Source organism: Stenotrophomonas sp. STK17_22, from assembly GCF_051983905.1.
Lineage (GTDB): Bacteria > Pseudomonadota > Gammaproteobacteria > Xanthomonadales > Xanthomonadaceae > Stenotrophomonas > Stenotrophomonas maltophilia_A.
In genome coordinates, this window is record NZ_CP197010.1 from 4,760,262 (window position 1) to 4,786,553 (window position 26,292).

17 protein-coding genes are annotated in these 26,292 nt (G+C 66.4%); 10 read left to right on the forward strand and 7 right to left on the reverse strand.

The genetic code is table 11. The features are described from left to right. Window positions 1–156 precede the first annotated feature (156 nt). The 5 genes from ACSYS9_RS22180 to ACSYS9_RS22200 all read right to left on the reverse strand — a co-directional run bounded on the left by ACSYS9_RS22180 (window position 157) and on the right by ACSYS9_RS22200 (window position 6,505). A complete protein-coding gene (locus ACSYS9_RS22180) occupies window positions 157–2,379 on the reverse strand; it encodes an NADP-dependent isocitrate dehydrogenase (protein WP_071229343.1) in 2,223 nt (740 codons plus the stop codon). A gap of 363 nt (window positions 2,380–2,742) precedes the next feature. Beyond that, a complete protein-coding gene (locus ACSYS9_RS22185; RefSeq protein ID WP_032130280.1) occupies window positions 2,743–3,255 on the reverse strand; it encodes a hypothetical protein in 513 nt (170 codons plus the stop codon). A gap of 44 nt (window positions 3,256–3,299) precedes the next feature. Continuing rightward, window positions 3,300–3,593 carry a LysM peptidoglycan-binding domain-containing protein gene (locus tag ACSYS9_RS22190; protein ID WP_005419771.1) on the reverse strand — a complete coding sequence of 98 codons (294 nt, stop codon included), beginning with the start codon at window positions 3,591–3,593 and terminating at the stop codon, window positions 3,300–3,302. Between the two features lie 219 nt (window positions 3,594–3,812). Then, entirely contained in the window at window positions 3,813–4,631 is an 819-nt protein-coding gene (gene queF / locus ACSYS9_RS22195) for an NADPH-dependent 7-cyano-7-deazaguanine reductase QueF (RefSeq protein ID WP_071229342.1), read from the reverse strand. 554 nt (window positions 4,632–5,185) lie between these two features. Further along, window positions 5,186–6,505, reverse strand: coding sequence for a M20 family metallopeptidase (locus tag ACSYS9_RS22200; protein WP_071229371.1), 1,320 nt, complete (start codon window positions 6,503–6,505; stop codon window positions 5,186–5,188). A 186-nt stretch (window positions 6,506–6,691) separates the two neighbouring features. On the opposite strand from ACSYS9_RS22200, the gene ACSYS9_RS22205 reads away from it, so the two are divergent. The 10 genes from ACSYS9_RS22205 (at window position 6,692) to ACSYS9_RS22250 (ending at window position 23,270) form a co-directional block, all read left to right on the forward strand. Beyond that, complete coding sequence (locus ACSYS9_RS22205; RefSeq protein ID WP_032127184.1) at window positions 6,692–7,933, forward strand: efflux RND transporter periplasmic adaptor subunit; 1,242 nt, start codon at window positions 6,692–6,694, stop codon at window positions 7,931–7,933. Window positions 7,934–8,007: 74 nt separating this feature from the next. After that, on the forward strand, window positions 8,008–11,241 hold the full coding sequence (locus tag ACSYS9_RS22210) for an efflux RND transporter permease subunit (protein ID WP_071229341.1): 3,234 nt from the start codon (window positions 8,008–8,010) through the stop codon (window positions 11,239–11,241). Window positions 11,242–11,272: 31 nt separating this feature from the next. After that, on the forward strand, window positions 11,273–14,395 hold the full coding sequence (locus tag ACSYS9_RS22215; RefSeq protein WP_071229340.1) for an efflux RND transporter permease subunit: 3,123 nt from the start codon (window positions 11,273–11,275) through the stop codon (window positions 14,393–14,395). A 337-nt stretch (window positions 14,396–14,732) separates the two neighbouring features. Beyond that, on the forward strand, window positions 14,733–16,790 hold the full coding sequence (locus ACSYS9_RS22220) for a TonB-dependent siderophore receptor (RefSeq protein ID WP_071229339.1): 2,058 nt from the start codon (window positions 14,733–14,735) through the stop codon (window positions 16,788–16,790). A gap of 129 nt (window positions 16,791–16,919) precedes the next feature. After that, entirely contained in the window at window positions 16,920–19,097 is a 2,178-nt protein-coding gene (gene yccS / locus ACSYS9_RS22225; RefSeq protein WP_032127180.1) for a YccS family putative transporter, read from the forward strand. A 140-nt stretch (window positions 19,098–19,237) separates the two neighbouring features. Further along, entirely contained in the window at window positions 19,238–20,032 is a 795-nt protein-coding gene (locus ACSYS9_RS22230) for an SDR family NAD(P)-dependent oxidoreductase (RefSeq protein WP_049461643.1), read from the forward strand. 97 nt (window positions 20,033–20,129) lie between these two features. Further along, window positions 20,130–22,019 (forward strand): MFS transporter, encoded by a 1,890-nt coding sequence (locus tag ACSYS9_RS22235; protein ID WP_071229338.1) that lies wholly within the window; start codon window positions 20,130–20,132, stop codon window positions 22,017–22,019. Window positions 22,020–22,200: 181 nt separating this feature from the next. After that, window positions 22,201–22,488, forward strand: coding sequence for a CD225/dispanin family protein (locus tag ACSYS9_RS22240; RefSeq protein ID WP_005419784.1), 288 nt, complete (start codon window positions 22,201–22,203; stop codon window positions 22,486–22,488). Between the two features lie 34 nt (window positions 22,489–22,522). Beyond that, a complete protein-coding gene (locus tag ACSYS9_RS22245; RefSeq protein ID WP_049401660.1) occupies window positions 22,523–22,801 on the forward strand; it encodes a CD225/dispanin family protein in 279 nt (92 codons plus the stop codon). A gap of 43 nt (window positions 22,802–22,844) precedes the next feature. After that, window positions 22,845–23,270 (forward strand): DUF2752 domain-containing protein, encoded by a 426-nt coding sequence (locus ACSYS9_RS22250; protein WP_071229337.1) that lies wholly within the window; start codon window positions 22,845–22,847, stop codon window positions 23,268–23,270. A 486-nt stretch (window positions 23,271–23,756) separates the two neighbouring features. Here the strand turns inward: ACSYS9_RS22250 and ACSYS9_RS22255 are convergent. Both ACSYS9_RS22255 and ampE read right to left on the reverse strand, forming a co-directional pair. Then, window positions 23,757–25,108, reverse strand: a protein-coding gene (locus ACSYS9_RS22255; RefSeq protein WP_132809301.1) for an IS3-like element ISStma2 family transposase whose coding sequence is annotated in 2 segments (ribosomal slippage) — window positions 23,757–24,661 and window positions 24,661–25,108 — 1,353 coding nt in all. Because the reading frame shifts where the segments join, the coding sequence is not laid out codon by codon here. 175 nt (window positions 25,109–25,283) lie between these two features. Beyond that, a complete protein-coding gene (gene ampE / locus ACSYS9_RS22260; protein ID WP_071229577.1) occupies window positions 25,284–26,171 on the reverse strand; it encodes a regulatory signaling modulator protein AmpE in 888 nt (295 codons plus the stop codon). Window positions 26,172–26,292 lie beyond the last annotated feature (121 nt).

The window sequence follows — 26,292 nt, forward strand, 5'->3', positions numbered from 1 at the left end:
TGCCCCTTTGACGGCATTCCGACAGCCGATGGATGTCACGGTTCTGGTCCCCGGTAGATCGACGCCATGCGTGGATGAAGGGCCGCAGTAATCCTGGCCCAAAAAGAAACCCGCGCCGAAGCGCGGGTTCCGGTGTCACGGCCGAGCGGCGATGGATCAGCCGCGCAGCTGCTCCAGCGCGGCGTTGAAGGTCGCGCTCGGGCGCATCGCCTTGCTGGCCTTGGCCACGTCCGGGCGGTAGTAGCCGCCGATGTCCACGGCCTTGCCCTGCACCGCGATCAGCTCGTCAACGATCTTCTGCTCGTTGTCGGTCAGCGCCTTGGCCAGCGGGGCGAAGCGTGCCTTCAGCGCAGCATCTTCATTCTGCGCGGCCAGGGCCTGGGCCCAGTACAGCGCGATGTAGAAGTGGCTGCCGCGGTTGTCGATGCCACCCAGCTTGCGCGACGGCGACTTGTCGTTGTCCAGGAACTGGCCGTTGGCTTCGTCCAGTGCCTTGGCCAGCACGCGGGCTGCGGCGTTGTCGTAGCGGTTGCCCAGGTGTTCCAGCGACGCGGCCAAGGCCAGGAATTCGCCCAGCGAATCCCAGCGCAGGTAGTCCTCTTCAACGAACTGCTGCACGTGCTTCGGGGCCGAACCACCGGCGCCGGTCTCGAACAGGCCGCCACCGGCCATCAGCGGCACGATCGACAGCATCTTGGCGCTGGTGCCCAGCTCCATGATCGGGAACAGGTCGGTCAGGTAGTCGCGCAGCACGTTGCCGGTCACCGAGATGGTGTCCTCGCCCTTGCGGATGCGGTCCAGCGAGAACGCGGTGGCTTCCACCGGCGGAAGGATGCGGATATCCAGGCCGCTGGTGTCGTGGTTCTTCAGGTACTGCTCGACCTTGGCGATGACCTGCGCGTCGTGGGCGCGGGCGGCATCGAGCCAGAACACGGCCGGGGTGCTGCTCAGCCGGGCGCGTTCGACGGCCAGCTTGACCCAGTCCTGGATCGGCGCGTCCTTGGTCTGGCACATGCGCCAGATGTCACCGGCTTCCACGGCGTGCTCGAACACCACGGTGCCGGCATCGTCAGTGACCTTGACCACGCCATCAGCAGCGATCTGGAAGGTCTTGTCGTGCGAGCCGTACTCTTCGGCCTTCTGCGCCATCAGGCCGACGTTCGGCACCGAACCCATGGTGGCCGGGTCGAAGGCGCCGTGCGCCTTGCAGTCGTCGATGACGGCCTGGTACACACCGGCGTAGCAACGATCCGGAATGACCGCCTTGGTGTCCTGCAGCTTGCCTTCGGCGTTCCACATCTTGCCGGAGTCGCGGATCATCGCCGGCATCGAGGCGTCGACGATCACGTCGCTCGGCACGTGCAGGTTGGTGATGCCCTTGTCCGAGTTGACCATGGCCACGCCCGGACGCTGTGCGTACTCGGCGGCGAGGTCGGCTTCGATCGCAGCGCGGGTGGCTTCCGGCAGCGACGGCAGGCGTGCGGCCAGGTCACCGATGCCGTTGTTCGCATCGAAACCGGCCTGCTTCAGCGCGTCGGCGTGCTTGGCCAGCACGTCCTTGTAGAACTCGTTGACCGCCACGCCGAACATGATCGGGTCGGAGACCTTCATCATGGTCGCCTTCAGGTGCAGCGAGAACAGCACGCCCTGGGCCTTGGCATCGGCGATCTGCTCGCCGATGAAGGCGGCCAGTGCCTTGCGGCTCATGACGGCGGCGTCGACGATCTCGCCGGCCTTCACCGCGGTCTTTTCCTTCAGCACGACGGTGCTGCCGTCCTTGCCGTGGAAGGTGATCTTCAGCGAACCGGCGTTGGCCAGGGTGGCCGACTTTTCGCTGCCGTAGAAATCACCGGCGGCCATGTGCGCGACGTGCGACTTCGAATCCGAGGCCCAGGCGCCCATGCGGTGCGGGTGCTTGCGCGCATAGTTCTTCACCGACAGCGGTGCGCGGCGGTCGGAGTTGCCTTCGCGCAGCACCGGGTTCACCGCGCTGCCCTTGACCTTGTCATAGCGCGCCTTGTAGTCGCGCTGCTGGTCGTCGGCCGGGGTTTCCGGGTAATCCGGCAGCGGATAGCCCTGGTCCTGCAGTTCCTTGATGGCCGCCTTCAGCTGCGGCACCGAAGCGGAGATGTTCGGCAGCTTGATGATGTTGGCGTCCGGGGTGGTCGCCAGCTGGCCCAGCTCGGCCAGGTCGTCGCTGACCTTCTGCGCGTCGCTCAGCAGTTCCGGGAACAGCGACAGGATGCGGCCGGACAGCGAGATGTCACGGGTTTCCACCGCGATGCCGGCAGTGGAGGTATAGGCGTCGACGATCGGCAGCAGCGACTGGGTGGCCAGGAACGGTGCTTCGTCGGTCAGCGTGTAGAGGATCTTGGACATGGGGGACTTGGACTCTGTAGCAATGCTCAGGGGAAGGCCGGCGCCAGCGCCGGGCCACGTGCAACCGTGTCGCGCGCGAGGCGGGGCCCCGCGCTTTCCCCCGTCGCCGTCAGGGTGGGCGCGCGGCGGGGAAACCCCTGCATTGTCGCGTTTTCAGCCGCGCGGGGCAAAGCCGCGCCATACGCGGCGGTACTGCGTGCCGGCAACGCTGTGATCCATCCACGCACGGTGTGGATGAAGCACGGCCCGGTTGTCAGTAGATCCACGCCATGCGTGGATAGCGCCAACCGTCGCCCAACAAAAAAGGACGCAGCCTCGCGGCTGCGTCCATCGTGAGCCCTGCCGGGAGAGAGTCGGCAGGACTTACTTGACCTCGAACTCCTGCGGCGTTCCGGCCGCCTTGCCATCGACGGTGACTTCGGCGCGGTACTTGCCGGCCGGCCAGCCCTTTGCATTCTTGAAGGTGACGTTGGTGGTTTCCGCACCGCTGGTGTTCAGGGTGGCGTTCTGTTCGCCGGCCACCTGGCCGTCCTGGTAGGTCAGCTTCGCGCCAACGGTGACGTTGTTGGCGGCACCGTCGGTCTTGACCGAGACGATGACGTCATCCTTCGGTGCGAACAATGCTGTCGTTGCAACCGACTTGTCGGCGGCTGCGGTCTTGCCAACGGTGACGGCCGAGACGCTGACGGCAGCGGCTTCTGCCATCGGCGGCGGTGCGCCGGTCATCGGCGCCGGTGCTGCCGGTTCGGCCGGAGCGGTCGCTGCCGGGGCGGCGTTGCTGTCGGTCGACTCTTCTTTCTTCTTGCAACCGACCAGGGCAACGCTGCCCAGCAGGGCGGCAATCAGGGCGGTCTGGAGCGGGGTGGTCTTGATCATTCGGGGTTCCTCCCAGGGATTGTCGGACGGCGTTCGATCGCCGTTTACTTCGGCGGCAGTTTCAGGGTCTGGCCCGGGAAGATCTTGTCCGGGTCGTCAAGCACATCGCGATTGGCTTCGAAGATCTTCTTCCAGGCATTGGCGTCGCCCAGATGCTGCTTGGCGATCTTCGACAACGAGTCACCCTTCTGCACGGTGTAGGTGCCGCCGCTGACGACGTCTGCGGTGCTGTCCACCGAAGCGCTGACGCCAGAGAAGTCCGCCTTCGGCACCTGCTCGGCGGTACTGTCGACGCTGCCACTGACGCCGGAGAAATCGGCTTTCTTCTCGGTACTCATCCACAACTCCCGTCTGCATGACTACGTGGTTCGCACGTTGCCATGGCGGTTGTTAAATGGGGATGGTGCAGATGTGAAGCCGCCCCCGGGGGCGGCTGAACAATCGGGAGAGACGGTGCCCGGTAGTGCCGGCCGCTGGCCGGCTTGCCCTGGCCCTGGATGCGGGTTCCCTGCGGTTGCCGGCCAGCGGCCGGCACTACCCGTAACCGGCTGCGGCGGTTATTGCCGCAGTTCGCGGTAGGTCGCGGCCGGGGCGGCAATGCCGGGGCTGGCACGCCAGGGATTGATATCCAGGCCACCACGGCGGGTGTAGCGCGCCTCCACTTCCAGCCACTCCGGCTGGCAGCGCGCAGACACCTCGCTGAAGATCCGCTCAACGCACTGCTCGTGGAACTCGGCGTGCTCGCGGTAGCTGACCAGGTAGCGCAGCAGGCCCGCGCGGTCGATCTTCGGCCCACGGTAACGCAGGCTGACCGTGGCCCAGTCCGGCTGGCCGGTGACCGGGCAGTTGGACTTCAGCAGCGCCGAGACCAGGGTCTCCTCCACCACCTCGCCCGCATCAGCGGCGAGGAAGTCCGCCTGCGGCGGACCGTAGCAGTCGATCTCCACGTCCAGCCCGTCGATGGATTCACCGAGCGGCGTCTCGCGCAGGCCCGGCAGGCCGAACTCGACCTGGACCGGCGCACCGGCGCAGGCTGACAGGTCGGCTACCAGGCGCTCGCGCAGTGCCTCGGCGCTGTCGATACGGGTGCTGTTGAGGGAATTCAGGTACAGCTTGAACGACTTCGATTCGATCAGCCGCGGCGAGGTGCACGGCACCTGCACGGTGGCGACGGCGACCTGCGGCTTGCCACGCGTGTCGAGCCAGCTCAGCTCGAAGGCATGCCAGCGGTCATGGCCGACGAACGGCAGCGCGGCGTCGTCGAGGCCGATCTCGGCGCGGGCACCGCTGCGGGGGATGGGAAACAGCAGGCCGGGATCGTACTGCGACGGGTAACTGACCTCGCGACCGAGGCTGGAATCCTGTGGGGTGTTCATGGGGGTCATTGTATCGCGCGGACGGCGGGCCTTCGGCCGGGTCGGCCAACGGCGGAGCCCCTCCGTGGTGTCGGTTGGTCGCCGAAAGCTCAGGTTCCCTGGAGCGGGCCGGGCGGGTGGAGCTGGCGGGGACGCCGTGAATCCGTCCCTGGAGGCTTAGCCGCGCCATCCATGGCGCGGATACCCCGCCAGCCCCACCCGCCCGGCCCCCGGACACATTTCTGCCGCCGATCCACCACGGGAAAGATCAGAAAATCAAAATCAAAAGCTGATCCTTCAGACATTCTCGATGTCTGCCCGTGTCGACCAAGGTCGACACCTACCAAAGCAGAGCGCCGTTCCGACAGATCGCGGGAAACTGTCGAAGGCGGGGTGGGTCCGGTGGCAGGGGCGTGAGCCGCATGGATGCGGCGACCGAGGCTACAGGGACGTACTTGCGCCGTCCCCTGCCACCGGACCCGCCCCGCCAACCCACAGATAGCCGGCTTCTGCCGTTGCTCCGGCTGTTGCCTTGGCCTCTGCGGGTGCAGGGCTGCAAGCCCTGCCGGAAACCCTCACCCCGCAGGAGTGCCGGCACCGTTCAAGTAATCCAGGCTCACCTGCAGCAACGCCCGCAACCCGACATCCAGCGCCTTCTCATCCAGCAGGAACTTCGGCGAATGATTCGCCGGTGCCGTCGCCGGGTCGATGCCCACGCTGGTCGAACCGACGAAGAAGAACATCCCCGGCACTTCCTTCGCGTACAGCGAGAAATCCTCCGCACCCATCTGCAGCGGTGGCTCGTACACGTTGTCCTTGCCCACCACTGCCTGCAGGCTCGGCAGCATCTTCGCGGTCAGCGCCGGGTCGTTCACCGTGGCCGGATTGCCCTCCGACTCGTAGATGTCCGTCACCGCCTTGGCACCGTGCGCGGCGGCGGTGTGCTCGGCCACGTTGCGCAGGTCGGCGAAGATCTGCTGCCGCATGCCTTCGTCGAAGGTACGGATGGTGCCGACCATTTCCACTTCATCCGGAATGATGTTGTAGCGGATGCCACCGTTGATCGCGCCGAACGTCAGCACCGCCGGCTGCTTGGACAGGTTCGCGCGGCGGCTGACGATGGTCTGCGCGGTGCCGACCAGGTCAGCGGTGGCCACGATCGGATCAACACCGTTCCACGGCGCCGAGCCATGCGTCTGCCGACCGATCACTTTGATCCCGAAACGATCCGAAGCCGCCATCAGCGGGCCACCGCGCACGGCGATCTGCCCAGCCTGCACGCTGGAGAACACATGCAGGCCAAACACGGCTTCCGGCTTGAAGTCGGCGAACAGGCCTTCCTTCAGCATCAGGGCAGCACCCCCCTCTTCCGGCGGCGGTGCACCCTCTTCGGCCGGCTGGAAGATCAGCATCACCTGGCCCGGCAGATCCTTCTTCATCGACACCAGTGCCTCGGCCACGCCGAGCAGGGTGGCGGTGTGCGCGTCATGGCCGCAGGCATGCATCACGCCCACGGTCTGCCCGCGGTACTGGTCGGTGGCTTTCGAGGCGAACGGCAGGCCGGTCTGTTCGGTCACCGGCAGCGCGTCCATGTCCGCGCGCAGGGCGATCTTCGGCCCGGGCTTGCCACCTTCGATGATCGCCACCACGCCGTGGTGGGCGATGCCGGTCTTCGGCTTCAGGCCCATCGCGCGCAGGCGCTTGGCGACCTCGGCCGAGGTGCGCACCTCACGGTTGGACAGTTCCGGGTGCTGGTGGAAGTCGCGCCGCCATTCCACCACCTTGGCCTGCAGCCGCTGGGCGGCAGCGGTCACCTCCGGGCGCTGCCCGTCCTGGGCGTGGGCAAGAGCCGGCAAGGCCAGCAGCAGGGCGGACAGCAGCAACGAACGGCGCATCACGATCTCCACGGCAGGGGGTTCCAGCTGAATGTAGGGCAACACCGCCGCTACGGGAACCTCCGCCGCCGGATCCGGTCTTAGCGCCCGTCCCATCCGTCATGCAGGAAACGTGATGTGGCGCAGGTATGCTTTGCGCATTGCCAACCGGGGCCGTGCCCCGTCCAGCCCTCTTGGAGTCCTTGAATGTCACGTGTTTGGAAGATCGTGCTGCTGGTCGTGGCGGTACTGGTGCTGGCCGTGGTCGGCCTGCGCGTACTCGGCGGGGGCAAGGACAAGGCCGGTGGCCCGGCGGCAGCTGCGCGCCAGGGCGGTGAAGACCCGGATGCCGGCCCGGTGCCGGTGACCGTGGTGGATGCGGCACGCCAGGACGTGCCGGTCTATGCCAGCGCGCTGGGTACGGTGACCGCAATGAACACCGTCACCGTCAGCCCGCAGGTTGGCGGCCAGCTGATGAGCCTGAATTTCCGCGAAGGCCAGGAAGTGAAGAAGGGCGATGTGCTGGCGGTGATCGACCCGCGCACCGCCCAGGCCAGCTATGACCAGGCCGTGGCCTCCAAGCGCCAGAACGAGGCGCTGCTGGCCACCGCGCGTTCCAACTACCAGCGCTCGAACGCGCCGGAGTATCGCCAGTTCGTCGCCAAGACCGATCTGGATACACAGCGAAACCAAGTGGCACAGTACGAAAGCGCAGTCGCGGCGAACGAGGCCAGCATGCGCTCGGCGCAGGTGCAGCTGCAGTACACCAAGGTCACCGCGCCGATCACCGGTATCGCCGGCATCCGCGCGGTCGACGCCGGCAACGTGGTCAACGCCGGCACCGCGCTGGTCACGCTGACCCAGATCCATCCGATCCACGTGCTGTTCAACCTGCCCGAGCGCCAGCTCGGCGATGTGCGCCAGGCACAGGCCGCCGGTGCGGTACCCGTCGCGGCACTGGACCGCGCCGATTCGCACGTGCTGTCCGGCGACGGCAAGCTCGACGTGGTCGACAACCTGATCAGTGCCGACAGCGGCACGTTCAAGGCGCGCGCGATCTTCGACAACACCGACAACGGCCTGTGGCCGGGCCAGTTCGTCAACGTGCGCATGCAGCTGCGCACGATTGCCGGTGGCGTGGTCATTCCGACCCAGGCGGTGCTGCGTGGCCCGGACGGCGAGTACGTCTATGTGGTGCAGGGCGACAACACGGTGAAGATGCAGACCGTGCGCAGCGGCGTGGAAGTGGGTGACAGCCAGGTGCAGATCGCCGAGGGCCTGAAGGGCGGCGAGCGGGTGGTCAGTGAAGGCCAGTTCCGCTTGAAGCCGGGCAGCAAGGTCACCGCGCTGAAGCCGGGCGAAACCCCGGCGGTGCCGACCGAAGCCGAGCTGAAGGCCGCCGAGCAGAAGAACGGCGGCGGTGGCCGTCGTGGCGGCGGCCCGCGCTGAGCGCAGGCTACCGACCTCCCTCGCGCCGGCAAGCCTGCCGGCGCCGACATTGAAGTGCCAGCAAGGATCAGTCCGTGGGCTTTTCGACGATCTTCATCCGCCGCCCCATCGCCACCTCGCTGCTGATGGCGGGCCTGTTGCTGCTGGGCATCCTCGGTTACCGCAAGCTGCCGGTGTCGGCGCTGCCGGAAATCGATGCGCCCAGCCTGGTGGTCACCACCCAGTACCCCGGCGCCAACGCCACCACCATGGCCTCGCTGGTCACCACGCCGCTGGAGCGCCAGTTCGGGCAGATCTCCGGGCTGGAGCTGATGACCTCCGACTCGTCTGCCGGCTTGTCCACGATCATCCTGCAGTTCTCGATGGACCGGAACATCGACATTGCCGCGCAGGACGTGCAGGCGGCGATCCGCCAGGCCACCCTGCCCTCGTCGCTGCCCTACCAGCCGGTCTACAACCGGGTGAATCCAGCCGACGCGGCCATCGTAACCCTGAAGCTGACGTCTGACACGCGCCCGCTGCGCGACGTCAACAACTACGCCGACTCGATCCTGGCCCAGCGACTGTCGCAGGTGCAGGGCGTGGGCCTGGTCTCGATCGCCGGCAACGTGCGCCCGGCCGTGCGCATCCAGGCCAATCCGGCCCAGCTGTCGAACATGGGCCTGACCCTGGAACAGCTGCGCAGCGCGCTGACCCAGGCCAACGTCAACGCGCCGAAGGGTTCGCTGAACGGCAAGACGCAGTCCTACAGCATCGGTACCAACGACCAGCTCACCAGTGCCGCCGAGTACCGCGATACCATCATCAGCTACAAGAACGGCCGCCCGGTGCGGCTGTCCGACGTCGCCGAGGTGATCGATGGCGTGGAGAACGACCAGCTTGCCGCCTGGGCCGACGGCAAGCCGGCGGTACTGCTGGAAGTGCGCCGCCAGCCAGGCGCCAACATCGTGCAGACCGTCGAGCGCATCCGCGCGATCCTGCCGCAGCTGCAGGGCGTGCTGCCGGCCGACGTGCACCTGGAGATATTCAACGACCGCACCGAGACCATCCGCGCCTCTGTGCATGAAGTGCAGTTCACCCTGATCCTGACCATCGGCCTGGTGGTGGCGGTGATCTTCGTGTTCCTGCGCCGGCTGTGGGCCACGATCATTCCCTCGGTGGCGGTGCCGTTGTCGCTGGCCGGCACCTTTGCGGTGATGGCCTTCGCCGGCATGTCGCTGGACAACCTCTCGCTGATGGCGCTGGTGGTGGCCACCGGCTTCGTGGTCGACGATGCGATCGTGATGATCGAGAACATCGTGCGCTACATCGAGCAGGGCAAGAGTGGCAAGGAAGCGGCCGAGATCGGCGCGCGCCAGATCGGCTTCACCGTGCTGTCGCTGACCGTCTCGCTGGTGGCGGTGTTCCTGCCGCTGCTGCTGATGCCCGGCGTCACCGGCCGCCTGTTCCACGAGTTCGCATGGGTGCTGAGCATCGCGGTGGTGCTGTCGATGCTGATCTCGCTGACGCTCACCCCGATGATGTGCGCCTACCTGCTCAAGCCCGACGCCCTGCCCGAGGGCGAGGACGCGCATGAGCGCGCGGCAGCGGCCGGAAAGCAGAACCTGTGGACGCGCACCGTCGGCCTGTACGAGCACAGCCTGGACTGGGTGCTGGGCCACCAGCGCCTGACCCTGGCCGTGGCCGGCGGCGCGCTGGTACTGACCGTGCTGCTGTACGTGCTGATTCCCAAGGGCCTGCTGCCTGAGCAGGACACCGGCCTGATCACCGGCGTGGTACAGGCCGACCAGAACATCGCCTTCCCGCAGATGGAACAGCGCACCAAGCAGGTGGCCGAAGCGCTGCGCCAGGACCCGGATGTGACCGGCGTGTCGGCGTTCATCGGTGCCGGCAGCATGAACCCCACGCTCAACCAGGGCCAGCTGTCGATCGTGCTGAAGGAACGCGGCGAGCGCGACGGCCTGGACAAGATCCTGCCGCGCCTGCAGAAGGCGGTGGCCGGTATTCCGGGCGTGGCCCTGTACCTGAAGCCGGTCCAGGACGTGACGCTGGATACCCGCGTGGCCGCCACCGAGTACCAGTACTCGCTGTCGGACGTCGATCCGGCGACCGTGGCCACCCAGGCCACGCGCCTGACCGAAGCGCTGCGCAAGCGCCCGGAACTGACCGACGTCGACAACAACCTGTCCAACCAGGGCCGCGCGCTTGAACTGAACATCGACCGCGACAAGGCCAGCGTGCTGGGCGTGCCGATGCAGACCATCGACGACACCCTCTACGATGCGTTCGGCCAGCGCCAGATCTCGACCATCTTCACCGAACTCAACCAGTATCGGGTTGTGCTGGAAGTGGCGCCGGAGTTCCGCACCAGCACCGCGCTGATGGAACAGCTGGCCGTTGCCTCCAATGGTGCCGGTGCACTGACCGGCACCAATGCCACCAGTTTCGGCCAGGTCACCTCGTCGAACTCATCGACGGCTACCGGCATCGGCGCGCAGAACACCGGCATCACCGTCGGCGCGGGCAGCATCATTCCGCTGTCGGCACTGGCCGAAGGCAAGGTCAGCAGTGCACCGCTGGTGGTCAGCCACCAGCAGCAGCTGCCGGCAGTGACGGTCTCGTTCAACGTGGCGCCGGGCTATTCGCTGTCCGAAGCGGTGCGGGCGATCCAGGAGACCAAGGACAGCCTGGACATGCCCACCCACCTGCATGCCGAATTCATCGGCAAGGCCGCCGAATTCACCGGCAGCCAGACCGATGTGGTGTGGCTGCTGCTGGCCTCGCTGGTGGTGATCTACATCGTGCTGGGCGTGCTCTATGAGAGCTACATCCACCCGATCACGATCATCTCCACGCTGCCGCCGGCCGGTGTCGGCGCGTTGCTGGCACTGATGCTGTGCGGGCTGAGCCTGTCGGTGGATGGCATCGTCGGCATCGTGCTGCTGATCGGCATCGTCAAGAAGAACGGCATCATGATGGTGGACTTCGCGATCGAGGCGCGCCGCGCCGGCGCCAACGCGCATGAAGCGATCCGCCGCGCCTGCCTGCTGCGCTTCCGCCCGATCATGATGACCACCGCCGCGGCCATGCTCGGCGCGCTGCCGTTGGCACTGGGCACCGGCATCGGTTCGGAACTGCGCCGCCCGCTGGGCATCGCCATCGTCGGCGGCCTGCTGCTGTCGCAGCTGGTGACCCTGTACACCACGCCGGTGATCTACCTGTATATGGAGCGCTTCTCCGAATGGCTGGCCCGCCGCCGCGAGCAGCGCGCACTGCGCGACGGTTCGCTGCAGGAGCCGCAGGCATGATCCACGCCCCGCTGCCGCGGGGGGCCGCACGATGAACCTGTCCGGCCCCTTCATCCGCCGCCCGATCGGCACCGCGCTGCTGGCCATCGGCCTGTTCATGGTCGGCCTGATCTGCTACCTGCGGCTGGGCGTGTCGGCGCTGCCGAACATCGAGATCCCGGTGATCTTCGTGCACGCCAGCCAGTCCGGTGCCGATGCGGCAACCATGGCCTCCACGGTCACCGCGCCGCTGGAACGTCATCTCGGCCAGCTGCCGGGCATCGACCGCATGCGCTCGTCGAGCTCGGAAGGCAGCTCGCTGGTGTTCATGATCTTCCAGAGCGGCCACAACATCGATTCGGCGGCACTGGACGTACAGACCGCGATCAACTCGGCACAGGCCGACCTGCCTTCGGGCATGGGCTCGCCGATGTACCAGAAGGCGAACCCGAACGACGACCCGGTGATCGCCATCGCGCTCACCTCGCAGACGCAGTCGGCCGATGAGCTGTACAACGTGGCCGACTCGCTGCTGGCGCAGCGCATCCGCCAGATCAGCGGCGTCGCCTCGGTCGACATCGCCGGTGCCTCGACGCCGGCGGTGCGTGTGGACGTCAACCTGCGCCTGATGAACGCACTCGGCCTGACCGCCGATGACCTGCGCAACGCGGTGCGTGCGGCCAACGTGACCTCGCCCACCGGCTTCCTCAGCGATGGCAACACCACCACCGCGATCATCGCCAACGATTCGGTGGCACGCGCCGCCGACTTCGCCGACCTGGTGGTCAAGACCCAGGGCGATGGCCGGGTGATCCGGTTGAAGGACATCGCCAACGTCTACGACGGCCAGCAGGACGCCTACCAGGCGGCGTGGTTCGACCACAAACCGGCGGTGGTGATGTACGTGTTCACCCGCGCCGGCGCCAACATCGTCGAAACCGTGGACCGGGTCAAGGCACAGATCCCCGCGCTGCGCGACTACCTGCAGCCGGGCACCACGATGACGCCGTACTTCGACCGTACGCCGACCATCCGCTCGTCGCTGCATGAAGTACAGATCACTCTGCTGATCAGCCTGGCGATGGTGGTGCTGACCATGGCGCTGTTCCTGCGCCGGCTGGCACCCACGCTGATCGCCGCAGTGACCGTGCCGCTGTCGCTGGCCGGTGCCGCGCTGGTGATGTACGTGATGGGTTTCACCCTGAACAACCTGAGCCTGCTGGCGCTGGTGATCGCGATCGGCTTCGTGGTCGACGATGCGATCGTGGTGATCGAGAACATCATGCGCCACCTCGACGAAGGCATGCCGCGGATGCAGGCAGCGCTGACCGGCGCGCGAGAGATCGGCTTCACCATCGTCTCGATCACCGCCTCGCTGGTGGCGGTGTTCATCCCGCTGCTGTTCGCCAGCGGCATGATGGGCGCGTTCTTCCGCGAGTTCACCGTCACCCTGGTGGCGGCCATCGTGGTCTCGATGATCGTCTCGCTGACGCTGACCCCGGCGCTGTGCAGCCGCTTCCTCAGCGCCCACGACCACAGCGCGCCGCCGTCGCGCTTCGGCCGCTGGCTGGATGCCGGCCACGAGCGCATGCTGCGCATCTACACCGTGTTCCTGGATTTCTCGCTGCGCCATGCGCTGCTGCTGTCGCTGACGCCGCTGCTGCTGATCGGTGCCACCGTTTTCCTGTTCGGCGCGGTGAAGAAGGGCGCGTTCCCGCCGCAGGACACCGGCCTGATCTGGGGCCGCGCCAACTCCAGCGCCACCGTCTCCTTCGAGGACATGGTCGCCCGCCAGCGCCGCATCACCGACATGCTGATGGCCGACCCGGCGGTGAAGACCGTGGGTGTGCGCCTGGGCAGCGGTCGCCAGGGCTCCAGCGCACAGTTCAACGTCGAGCTGAAATCACGCAAGGAAGGCCGCCGCGAAACCACCGCACATGCCCTGGCGCGACTGAGCGCCAAGGCCGACCGCTACCCCGACCTGCAGCTGCGCCTGCGCGCGATCCAGGACCTGCCCAGCAACGATGGCGGTGGCTCCAGCCAGGGTGCGCAGTACCGCATCTCGCTGCAGGGCAATGACCTGGCGTCACTGCAGGAATGGCTGCCCAAGCTGCAGGCGGAGCTGAAGAAGAACCCGAAGCTGCGCGACGTCGGCACCGATGTGGACAATGCCGGGCTGCGCCAGAACATCGAGATCGACCGTGCCAAGGCCGCCCGCCTGGGTGTTTCGGTCGGCGCCATCGACGGCGCTCTGTACGGTGCGTTCGGCCAGCGCCAGATCTCCACCATCTATTCGGACATCAACCAGTACAGCGTGGTGGTCAACGCCCTGCCCTCGCAGACCGCCACCCCCGCCGCACTGGACGAGGTGTACGTACGTGCGCGCAATGGCGACATGGTGCCGATCACCGCGGTGGCCACGCAGATGCCCGGCCTGGCCCCGTCGCAGATCACCCACGAGAACCAGTACACGACGATGGACCTCAGCTACAACCTGGCGCCGAACGTGAGCATGGGCGAGGCCAAGGCGATCATCGACGCGACCGTGGCCGGCATGCGCATGCCCGGTGACATCCGCCTGGCCGATGATGCGGGCTTCGGCTTCAACTCCGACCCCAGCGACATGCTGATCCTGGTGTTCGCCGCGATCCTGACCGTGTACCTGGTGCTGGGCATGCTCTACGAGAGCCTGATCCATCCGGTCACCATCCTGTCCACGCTGCCGGCGGCGGGCGTGGGTGCACTGCTCGCGTTGTTCGGCACCAATACCGAACTGTCGGTGATCTCGATGATCGCGCTGGTGCTGCTGATCGGCATCGTCAAGAAGAACGCGATCATGATGATCGACTTCGCGCTGGTGGCGCAGCGCGAACATGGGCTGGCACCGCGCGAAGCGGCACGCGAGGCCAGCATCGTGCGCTTCCGCCCGATCATGATGACCACGATGGTGGCGATCCTGGCTGCTGTGCCGCTGGCGATCGGCCTCGGCGAAGGGTCCGAGCTGCGGCGTCCGCTGGGTATCGCGATGATCGGCGGCCTGCTGTTCTCGCAGAGCCTGACCCTGCTCAGCACGCCGGCGCTGTACGTGATCTTCTCCTGCCTGGCCGAGCGCTGGCGCGCACGTCGCGCACGCAGGCGCGAAGCGAAGCTGCTCAAGCGCGCGCAACGGGCGTAGAAGGGCCCATCCACGCAGGGCGTGGATCTACTGGTAGCGCCGGCCGCTGGCCGGCGTTCTCCGTACAGCCAATCTGCCGGCCAGCGGCCGGCACTACCGTGCGCACGGATGGTGGGTACGAACCGTGGGCACGGATGGTGGGTGCGGACCGTTGGTCCGCATGCCTCCGGGTTTGACGCACGGTAACGAAAAGAGAACAATTCTCATCCAGCCATGGTCCTGCGCCCCTTCGCGGCGCCCCGCTGCCATCTCCGGCCAGCCTGCGTGATCCCAGCCACTGCCCCTTCCCCCACCCGTGGGCGGATGGCCTGTGGCCGTCCGTCGAGGACCACCATCGATGCTGCCTTCCCGTTCTCCCCGCCTGGCCATGCTGGCCATCGCCCTGTCAGCCGCCTGCGCTGCCCATGCCGAAGCGCCGGCCGTCAGCCGTAACGCCACCGATCTGGATGCGGTGAAGGTCACCGCCGAACGCACCCATACCGACGCCGGCGCACTGGGCGACCGCGCCCTGCGCGACACTCCGTTCGCGATCACCGCTGTTGGCCGCGAGCAGATCGAGCAGCGCCAGGTGGTCTCGCTGGGCGAAGCCTTCCTGCTCGACCCTTCGGTCAGCACCCAGGTCAGCGCCTATGCCAGTGGCTGGAGCTCGCCCATCCGCAACCGCGGTCTGGAGCTGAACTACGACAGCTACCGGGTCAATGGCCTGCAGGTCTCTTCCTGGGGCACCGAATGGCCGCTGGAAGTGATGGAACAGGTCGATCTGCTGAAAGGCCCGGGCGGATTCCTGTATGGCTTCGGCACCCCCGGCGGCATCGTCAATTACATCACCAAGAAGCCGACGGACACGCCCACCTTCTCCGCCCAGCTGGGCTGGCGCGAACAGGGCATCGTCAGCGGCGGCATCGACGTTGGCGGCCGCTTCGGCAACGAGCAGATGTTCGGCTACCGCTTCAATGCCTTCCAGGAAACAGGCGAGACCTTCAATGGCGGACACATCGATCGCAAGGTGGGCGCACTGTCGCTGGACGCGCGCCTGAGCGATGCGCTCACCTGGACCTTCGACGGAGTGTTCCAGTCGCGCGACCTGCGCGAGGAATCACCGCAGTACTACTTCCGTGGCCTGACCTCGTTGCCGCGGCCGATCGCCGGAGATACCGACAACAGCGTGCCCGGCACCTACTACGACACACGCTCCAGCCTGCTGTCGACCGGCTTGAACTGGCAGATCAACAGCGACTGGAAAGCCAGCCTGAGTTACGGCGTCACCACCTCGTGGAATGACGTCAACAAGATCTTCGCCTACATCGACGATCTCAACGGCGACTACGACGTCAACGTCTACGAACTGGGTGGCAAGAGCGAGTGGAAGCTGGCCCAGGCGATGCTGCAGGGCAGCTTCCGCACCGGCCCCCTTCAGCATCAGGTGGTGGCGGGCATCAGCCACCAGACCGGACTGGGCTGGGACCGCCCCTACGAGTGGAACCTGATTGGCCGCGCCAACCTGTACCAGCGCCATGCCATCCGCCACGACGCCGTTGGTTCGCGGGTGATGACCCGCGGCGACGAGACGGTGCAGCAGGCGGTGTTCGCAAGCGATACGGTGAACCTCGGCAGCGGCTGGTCGGTGCTGGCGGGCTGGCGCTACAACGACTTCGAAACCAAGGGGCGGTACCACACCTACCCGGTCACCCCGACCTACGCTGTGATGTTCAAGCCCAGCGAGGCGGTCACCCTCTACGCCAGCTACATCGAGTCGCTCGAAGCGGGCAGCCGCGTAGGCAACAGCTACATCAACGCCGGTGACGTGCTCGATCCCACCATCAGCAAGCAGTACGAGATCGGGGCCAAGGTCGAAGCGGCGCGTTGGAATGCGAACGTGGCCGCGTTCCGGCTGGAACGTGGTGCCAACATCGATGAGCTCACGCCGGCCGGCAAGCGCCTGGTGCAGGACGGCATCACGCTGTACGAAGGCATTGAAGCCAGTGCTGACCTGCACCTCAACGATACACTGACCGTCGGCGGCGGCGTCACCTGGCTGGATCCGACCTACGACAAGCTGTCCCCGGGCAGCGCCGCACAGGAAGGCAACCGCACCGCCGGTGCTGCGCGCTGGAGCGGGGTACTGCACGCCACCTACCAGCTGCCGTGGGTAGACGGCTTGGAAACCTACGCCGCCGTGCGCTACTACGGCGATGTCTGGTATGACGCCGACAACACCCTGAAGCTGCCTGACTACACGCTGGTGAATGCAGGCATCGGCTATCGCCTGCTGGCGTCCGGCCATCCGGTGACCCTGCGTGCCAGCGTCGAGAACCTGGCCAACCGGAAGTACTGGTCCAACGCCGGCGCCGGCCTGCCGCGCACGTTCGCGGTGAGCGTGCGCTGGGAGATGTAAGGTGCCGGTCCCCGCCGTCCATGCGGACGACGGGCCCGCACATGGACGGTGGGTGCGGACCGTTGGTCCGCACTCCATATTTCACCCCGCACCCGCAATAATGGTGGGAGACCCTTCCACCGAGCCTGCATGCCCGCCCGCGAATCCCGCCTCAGCCGCCTGTGGGCCCACGAAAAGGCCAGTTATGGCCTTCGGGTGTTCATCGCCCTGACCGCAGCGCTTGCCGTGTGCTGGCAGCTGGACGCGCTCACTGCCCTGCCCGGCGTGTTCCTCGGCATCATCGCCAGCGCCATCGCCGAGACCGATGACAACTGGTGGGGCCGTACCAAGGCGGTACTGCTGTCGCTGCTGTGCTTCTGCCTCGCCGCCGCCTCGGTGATCTGGCTGTTCCCCTGGCCGTGGATCTTCATCGGCGCGCTGGCGCTGTCCACCTTCGGGTTGACCCTGCTGGGTGCGCTCGGCGAGCGCTACGCGTCCATCGCCCAGGCCACGGTAACGCTTGCGATCTACACCATGATCGGGCTGGAGCAGCATGGCGCCAGCGACCTGCACAGCGCGCTGGACGCGGTCAGCCACCTGCTGGCCGGTGCGGTCTGGTACGGCCTGCTGTCGATCCTGTGGACCGCACTGTTCGCCAACCGTCCGGTACGCGAACGCGTGGCGCGACTGTACGTTGAACTGGGCCGCTACCTGCAGTTGAAGGCAACACTGTTCGAGCCAGTGCGCGAGGCCGACCTGCAGCGTCGCCAGCTCGACCTGGCCGAACAGAACCGGCGCGTGGTTGGTGCATTGAATGAAGCCAAGACCGCGATCCTGGCCCGCTTCGGCCGTTCCGGGCGGCCCGGCGTGAACTCCGGCCTGTACCTGCGCCTCTACTACATGGCACAGGATTTCCACGAGCGCGCCAGCTCCTCGCACTACCCGTACGGTGCGCTGGTCGATGCCTTCTTCCACAGCGATGTGCTGTACCGCTGCCAGCGCCTGCTCGATCTGCAGGGGCAGGCCTGCGCACGGCTGGGCGAGGCGATCCGCCTGCGCCGTCCGTTCGTGTATGGCGAAAGCAACCAGCAGGCCGGGCGCGACCTGGCCGATGCGCTGGCCTATCTGCGCGACCAGCAGCGGCCGCAGTGGCAGCGACTGCTTGGCTCGCTGGATCTGCTGGTGCACAACCTGCGCAGCATCGAGCGCCGCCTGCTGGATGCGGAGCGCTCCGAGGCCAGCCTGGACAACGTCGATACCCGCCTGCGCGACAGCAACCCGCACACCCTGCGCGAGATGGGCGTGCGCGTGCGCCAGCAGCTCACGCCCGGCTCGGTCCTGTTCCGCCACGGCCTGCGCATGGCATTGGCTCTGATCGCCGGCTTCGCGGCAATCCGCTTGTTCAATGCACAGAACGGCTCGTGGGTGCTGCTGACCATCGTGTTCGTGTGCCGCCCCAACTTCGGCGCGACCCGCCAGCGCCTTGCACAACGCATCGTCGGCACCGTGGCCGGCCTGGTGCTGACCTGGGCACTGCTGCAGCTGTTCCCACAGCTGCACGTACAGCTGCTGATCGCGCTGCTGTCGGCGCTGCTGTTCTTCTTCACCCGCACCGACCGCTACCTGGTGGCGTCGGCGGCGATCACGGTGATGGCCCTGACCTGCTTCAACCTGATCGGCGACGGCTTCGTGCTGATCGTGCCGCGCATGGTCGATACGCTGCTGGGTTGTGCGATCGCCGCCGCGGCCGCCTTCCTGATCCTGCCCGACTGGCAGGGCCGGCAGCTGCATCTTGTGCTGGCGCGGGTGCTGGACACCGCCGCGCGCTATCTGGATTCGGTACTGGGCCAGTACCGCAGCGGCATGCGTGATGACCTGGCCTACCGCATCGCCCGCCGCGACATGCACAACGCCGACGCCGCGCTATCCACCGCGTTGTCGAACATGCTGCGTGAGCCCGGCCATGTGCGCCGCAATCTGGATGCCGGCTTCCACTTCCTGGCGCTGTCCAACACACTGCTCGGGCACCTGTCGGCCCTGGGTGCGCACCGCGACCAGGTGGACAGCTACGCCGGCGATCCGCTGGCGCTGGCTGCCGGTGAGCGCGTGCGCAAGGCGCTGCAGCAACTGGCGACGGCCCTGAGCGCTCGGCAGCCGGTCAGCGAGGACGACAACGACGCTGATCGCGCGGTGGCGGCCGAACTGGAACAGATCGACGAGGCGATGCCGCCGAAGCTGCAGCTGATCCGCACGCAGATGGCGCTGGTGCTGCGGATGCTGCCGAAGGTGCGGGCGGCGGCGAATGAGGCGGTGACCAGCCTGACCTGATCCCTCATCGCTGGTGGGACATTCCATCCACGCATGGCGTGGATCTACTGCATCGCGTGCAACCGTGCGTTGCGTATGGCGATGCATCCCGATCACGTTCCCGCGCGGATACTGGGTGATCCCCTGCCCCGGATTCCTCCATGAAGATCGAACTCACCGGCCGTACCGCGCTGGTCACCGCCTCCACCGCCGGCATCGGCCTGGCGATTGCCCAGGGCCTGGCCAACGCGGGCGCGCGGATCATTCTCAACGGCCGCAGCACCGACAGCGTCGAACGCGCCCGCCAGCGCCTGCTCGCCGCCGTTCCGGGTGCCGACGTGCTCGGCGTGGCCGCCGACCTCTCCGATGCGGCCGGCGTCGACACGCTGCTGGCAGGCCTGCCCAAGGTCGACATCCTGGTCAACAACGCCGGCATTTTCGGCCCCGAGGACTTCTTCGAGACCGAAGACGCGACCTGGGAACGTTACTGGCAGACCAACGTGATGTCCGGCGTGCGCCTGTCGCGGGCACTGTTGCCGGCCATGGTCGATGCCGGCTGGGGTCGCGTCCTGTTCATCTCGTCCGAATCGGCACGCAACATTCCGGCCGACATGATCCACTACGGTGTCAGCAAGACCGCGCAGCTGTCGCTGTCGCGCGGCCTGGCCAAGCGCGTGGCCGGCAGCGGCGTCACCGTCAACGCGGTGTTGCCCGGCCCGACCCTGTCCGACGGTTTCGCGGCGATGTTCGAAGATGAACGCCAGCGCAGCGGCAAGCCACTGGAGCAGATCGGCCGCGAGTTCGTGATGGCACACCGGCCGTCTTCGGTGATCCAGCGCACCGCCACGGTCGAGGAAGTGGCCAACATGGTGGTGTATCTGGCCTCGCCGCAGGCCTCGGCGACCTCGGGTGCGGCGCTGCGCGTGGATGGCGGCGTGGTCGACGATATCGTCTGAGACCTATCAAGGTGTGCGGACCAACGGTCCGCACCCACAGGTCCGCACCCACAGCGGATAGGCAGGAATGCTAGGCTGCGCCGGTCAAGGAGGCTCCATGTCCGGTCACAACCAGTTCGCCCTGCTGCGCCAGCGCCGTTTCCTGCCGTTCTTCGTCGTCCAGGCGCTCGGAGCGTTCAACGACAACGTGTACCGGCAGGCGATCATCGGCCTGTTGTTCTATCTGGGCGTTTCGGAGGAGCAGCGTTCGCTTTACACCACGCTGGCGCCAGCCATCTTCATCCTGCCGTACTTCCTGTTCTCGGCGCTGGCCGGGCAGATCGCCGACAAACTGGAAAAATCGCGGCTGATCGTGATCACCACCACCATGGAGATCGTGATCATGTCGATGGCGGCTGTCGGTTTCATCACCGAGAACCTGCCGTTCCTGCTGGTCGCCCTGTTCTGTACCGGCATGCAGTCGACCCTGTTCGGCCCGGTAAAGTACTCGGTACTGCCCTCGGTGCTGAAACCCGAGGAACTGACCGGCGGCAACGGCCTGGTCGAGATGGGTACTTCGATCTCGATCCTGTCCGGCATGATCATCGGCGGCTCTGTATTCCTGCTTGCGGGCAGCTACGGTCCGATCGTGGCAGCCACAGCGGTGATCGCTCTGGCCATCTGCGGCAACATCGCGGCGCGCCTGATTCCCAAGGTCGACGCCGGCGATCCGAGCCTGAAGATCAACTGGAACCCCTTGCCGGAGTCGCGGGTCGTGCTGCGCATGGCACGGCAGCAGAAGGCGGTGCGCAACGCCATCCTCGGGGTATCCTGGTTCTGGTTCGTCGGTACCGTGCTGACCTCGCAGCTGCCCAATTACGCGTTGGCCAACCTCGGCGGCGAACCCAAGCTGTATCTGTTCGCCCTCGCCCTGTTCTCGGTCGGCACCGGCGTCGGCTCGCTGCTGTGCGAGAAGCTGTCGGCGCGCACGGTGGAAATCGGCCTGGTGCCGCTGGGTGCGTTCGGCATGACCGCGTTCCTGCTCGACCTGTATTTCGCCCGCAGTGGCGAAGCGACCGTGCACGGACTGACCATCGGGACGTTCCTGCAGCAGCTGGGCAGCATCCGCATCGTCATCGACCTGATCGGCATCGGCCTGTTCACCGGCATCTTCGTGGTGCCGCTGTTCGCGCTGATCCAGAGCCGCACGCCGAAGGCGCAGATGTCGCGCGTGTTTGCGGCGCTGAACATCCAGAACTCCGGCTTCATCGTCGGCGCAGCCCTGCTGTCGCTGGCCGCGCACAAGCTGCTGCACTGGACCATCCCGCAGCAGTTCCTGGCGCTGGCCATCGCCAACGCACTGGTGGCGATCTACATCTTCACCATCGTCCCCGAATTTCTGATGCGCTTCCTCAGCTGGTTGATGGTGCGCACCCTGTACCGCCTGCGCCCGCACGGCATCGAGGCCAACGTGCCGGACGAGGGCGCCGCGCTGCTGGTCTGCAACCATGTCAGCTACATGGACGCACTGATCCTGTCGGCGACGATCCCGCGCCCGGTGCGCTTCGTCATGTACTACAAGATCTTCAACATCCCGGTGATGCGCTGGATCTTCCGGACCGCCAAGGCGATCCCGATCGCCGGTGCGCGCGAAGACCCGGCGCTGATGCAGCGCGCGTTCGATGACATCGACGCTGCGCTGGCCGAAGGCGAGCTGGTCTGCATCTTCCCGGAAGGCGCGCTGACCAAGGATGGCGCGATGGCACCGTTCAAGTCCGGCGTCGAGAAGATCCTCGAACGGCGGCCGGTGCCGGTGGTGCCGATGGCGCTGCGCGGCATGTGGTCGAGCATGTGGAGCCGGCGCGACAGCCGCCTGGGCCGCATGCGCGTGCCGCGCCGTTTCCGCGCCACCGTCGAGGTGGTGGCGGCAGCGGCCGTGGATGGCCACAGCACCAGCGCACCGGTGCTGGAGGCCCAGGTGCGGGCCCTGCGCGGTGATCACGCCTGACGGAATCGGCCCGCCTGGCGGGTCGAGTGACCTCTCCACATACGCCAGCGTCCAGTGGCGGAGACGGCATGCCATGGCTGTAAACGCATACATGCAACGCGGGTTGAGGTAGATTACGCACCCACAGGGGGGAGGTCCGGCCGTTTCATCATGGCCGGCCACCAAGGAATGGAGTCTCGCTTTGAATCAACCACCACCGCTCAGCCGTCCGGTCTACATCCCCAACCATCTGGTCTGGGCGATCCTGACGACGCTGTTCTGCTGCCTGCCGTTGGGCGTGGTGTCGATCGTCTATGCCTCCCAGGTCGATGGCCGCCGCGCGGCCGGCGACCTGCCAGGGGCCTACAGCGCGTCGCGCAAGGCGGGCTGGTGGGCGGTGGCTTCGGCCGTGGCCCTGCCGGTCCTGTTGCTGTTGTGGTTCGGGCTGTTCGGCGGCTTGGCCGTACTGGGCGCTCTTTCCGACCAATGATTCACCACCACCACCCATCAAGGAGCTTGAACCCATGAACACCGCCACTCCGCAGGTCCCGAACAATCTGGTCTGGGCCATCCTGAGCACCCTGTTCTGCTGCCTGCCGGCCGGCATCGTGTCGATCGTCTACGCCGCCCAGGTCAACGGCAAGCTGGCCGCTGGCGACATCGCCGGCGCCCAGGACTCCGCCGCCAAGGCCAAGAAGTGGGCCATGTGGTCGGCCATCGCCTGGGTCGTGCTGGTCGTGCTGTACGTGCTGTTCTTCGTTGTGCTCGGCGGCATGGGCGCGATGAGCAACGGCAACTACTGATACGCCTGGACGGATCCGGCGCCTGCGCCGGATCCGTTGTTGCATGTCCGCGCTTCCCGCTCGTTCCCGACTCGCCCGCTGGGCACCGCTGCTGGTTTCCGCCGGCCTGGCCGTGGGTGCCGCGGTGGTGCTGCGCAACGTCAATCCGTATGTCGCCGGCAATCCCCTGCCGAGCTGCCCGCTGTACGCGCTGACCGGCCTGTACTGCCCGGGCTGTGGCAGCACGCGCTGCCTGTACTCCCTGGTCCATTTCGACCTTCCCGGTGCGATGGCGATGAACCCGCTGCTGGTCATCAGCCTGCCGTTCCTGCTGCTGATGCTGCTGAACATCGCCGGCATCCGCCCGCGTGCGCTCGACCCGCTGATGCGGGTGCTGGCCAATCCCGTGTTCTGGCTCTGGGTGCTGCCCGGGTATGCGCTGCTGCGCAACCTGCCGTGGGCACCGTTCACCGCACTGGCACCGGTCTAGGTTTCCAGCCAACGGCGCAGCCCCTCGGGGTGGGCGGCGTTTGAAGGTAGAAGCCTTGGGGTTGGCCGGGTGGGTGGGCTGCGCAGGGGGCGCTGCAAGTACGTCCATGTAAGCTCGGTCGCCGCTTGCTCGTGCGCGCAGTCCTGCACGCACGGCAAGGCCAGGGTTGGGCGTCCTGCCCAACCCGCCCGAGGCATGCCTCGGGCCCATGCGGCTCACGCCCCTGCGCAGCCCACCCACCCGGCCACGGACAGTTTCCGTGTGCGTCCACCACGGAAAAGAAAAAAAGATCAAAAGCGCAAGCGGATCGCTTCGCTCTGCATCCACGCATGGCGTGGATCTACCGTGTCGACCAAGGTCGACACCTACCAACAGCCGCCGGGAAACTGTCGGGGGTGGGGTGGTGTGGGGCTGCAGGACCGTTGGCGCCATGGATGGCGCCATCGAGCCCCCAAGGATGAAGTGACCCCCGAGACTTGGACGGGGTCAGGCGGCCGATTGGGCCTGCTCCCGGTACTTTACCGGGCTCAGACCTTTCAGTTTCAGTTTGATGCGTTCTTCGTTGTAGTACTGGATGTATTCCACCAGCCCAGCCTCCAGACTCTCGAGGCTGTCAAAGCTGTTCAGGTAGAAGAACTCCGACTTCAGCGTTCCAAAGAAGCTCTCCATCGCCGCATTGTCCAGGCAGTTGCCGCGCCGGGACATGCTTTGCTTCAACGAGTGCTTTTCCAGCATGTGCCGGTAGTTTTCATGCTGGTACTGCCAGCCCTGGTCGGAGTGGATCATGGGGCGCTCATCCGGGGAAAGCTTCTTGATGGCCTCCTCCAGCATTTGACCCACCAGATCAAATACGGGCCGACGCTTGATCTGATAAGCCACGATTTCGCCGTTGTAGAGGTCCATGATCGGCGACAGGTATAGCTTCATGCCCTGCACCTTGAACTCGGTCACGTCAGTCACCCACTTCTGGTTGGGCCGCTCTGCATGGAACTGGCGATTGAGGTCATTGCCAACCACAACATTGGCCGCCCCCTTGAAGGCCTGGTAGCGCTTCACACGCACCCGCGATTTCAGCCCCATCTCCCCCATCAGGCGCTGAACCCGCTTGTGATTGGTCCGATGGCCCTGATTGGCTAATTCCAGCGTCACCGTGCGATAGCCATAGCGCCCTTGGCTTTGATCGTAGATTGCACGGATGCGCTCGCACAGGGCTGCCTCATCCTGATCCGGATGGGCCAGGACATGGTTCTGGTAATAGAACGTACTGCGTGACAGCTCAGCTGCTTCGAGCAGAAGCGACAGCGTATGAACCTGCCTCAATCCTTGGACGGCTTGCGCTTTGCGTCCTGCGCCGCCTGCTCTTCCCGGATCAAGGCATCGAGTTTTTTTAGGTAGTCGGTCTCCGCACGCAGATAGGCGACTTCCTTGAGCAGCTCATCGCGGCTCATATCTTCAGGCGGCTTGGACGAACGGGTCTTCTTCATCGGCTTTCGGGGCGGCGGCGGAGGGGGTGCCAACGCTTGGGCACCGCCTTGAGCATACAGGCGCCGCCATCGCCCCACCGCGCCGGCATCGCCAATTTGAAAGTAGGTGGTGGCCTCGCGCCCGGACAGGCCGTCCTGGCTCATCTTCTCCAGGACAGCCAGCTTGAACGGGAGGTCATAGGACCGGGCCTGGCGATGAAATCCCCGCCAACCATGCAGCCGATAGGTCGCCACCCAGCGCCTGACCGTGGAGAACTCCAGGCCGTGGCGACGGGCAATGGCTTTGACCGATGTGGAGGTCTTGCAGGCCTCTTTGGCGACCTGCAGTTTGAAACGCGCGTCGTATTTGTTCATGTATCCCTCGGGGTTGGATCTAGCGTCCAACTCCCGGGGGTCACTTCAGGACGGGTTTACGGCGTGTCCTGCAGCCCCACACCGCCCCGCCCAACCATCACCAATCCAGAGCTGCTGTTGCTGTTGCTGTTGCTGTTGCCTCTGCAGGTGCAGGGCTGCAAGCCCTGCAAAGCAACTACGTCACCCAGCCTGCAATCACCAGCAGGGCGAGGATCGCCAGCCACAGCAGCAGCATCCGCCACACCAGGCTCATCGCATCCCGCAGGTCCGGCAACCGCTGCCACACAGGCAACAGCCCCGCCTCGGTGTAATCATGCGCATCCTCGCGCAGCTCGGCGTTGACGCTGGCCCGCGCCACCGCGCCGAGGAAGCCGATGTTGCCGGCCAGGCGCTCGCCGTGGGCCTGGCGCCAAGCCTTCCACGCCGTATCGAAGTTGCCCACCAGCGCCATCGAAAATGCCATCAGCTGCGCCACCGGCCACTCGATCCAGCCCAGCAGGCGCTGCGCCAGCGCCAGCGGCTCCATCGGCACGCGGGCGCGCATCGGGCTTTCCGCCATCAACGCCAATAGCCGGTAACCCAGCGCACCGGCCGGGCCCAGCAGCAGGAACCAGAACAGCACCGCGAACCAGCGCCGCAAGGCGTTGAGCACGGTTGCCTCGACCAGTGACGGAATGTCCTCGCGCAGGCTGCCACCGGCCGCCTGCAGGTTACGCACCGCGGCCTGGCGCGTCGCCGCGTCATCGGCATCGATGATCGCTTCGATATCGCGGTCCAGATCGCGCGGGCCCCAACACCACACCAGCACCGCCACGCCCAGCAGCAGCGACGGCAGGCCGAACAGCACCCCACGCAGCAGCCACGCCAGCAGCGCCATCAGCAACAGCGGCGGCAGCAGTGCCAGGGCAACGCCGGCCGGTCCCTGCCAGGCCTTGCCACCGCGCGCGTCCAGCCAGCCCAGCCAACGCCGGAAGCCGTCGAAACGGCGCAGCGAGGCGGCAGCGGCCGGGGCAACATGGCCCAGGGCCAGTGCCACCAGCACGGCGGCCAGAGTGGTGAACATGGCAGGTCTCCCTACGAAACAGAACGCTCGGCGTCGCTACCTTACCTGTCGCAGCGGCGCCCTCAGCGGTGAACCGGACTGTAACCCGGGCCGTGTTCAGGTGGCGGCAATACAGGCGCCA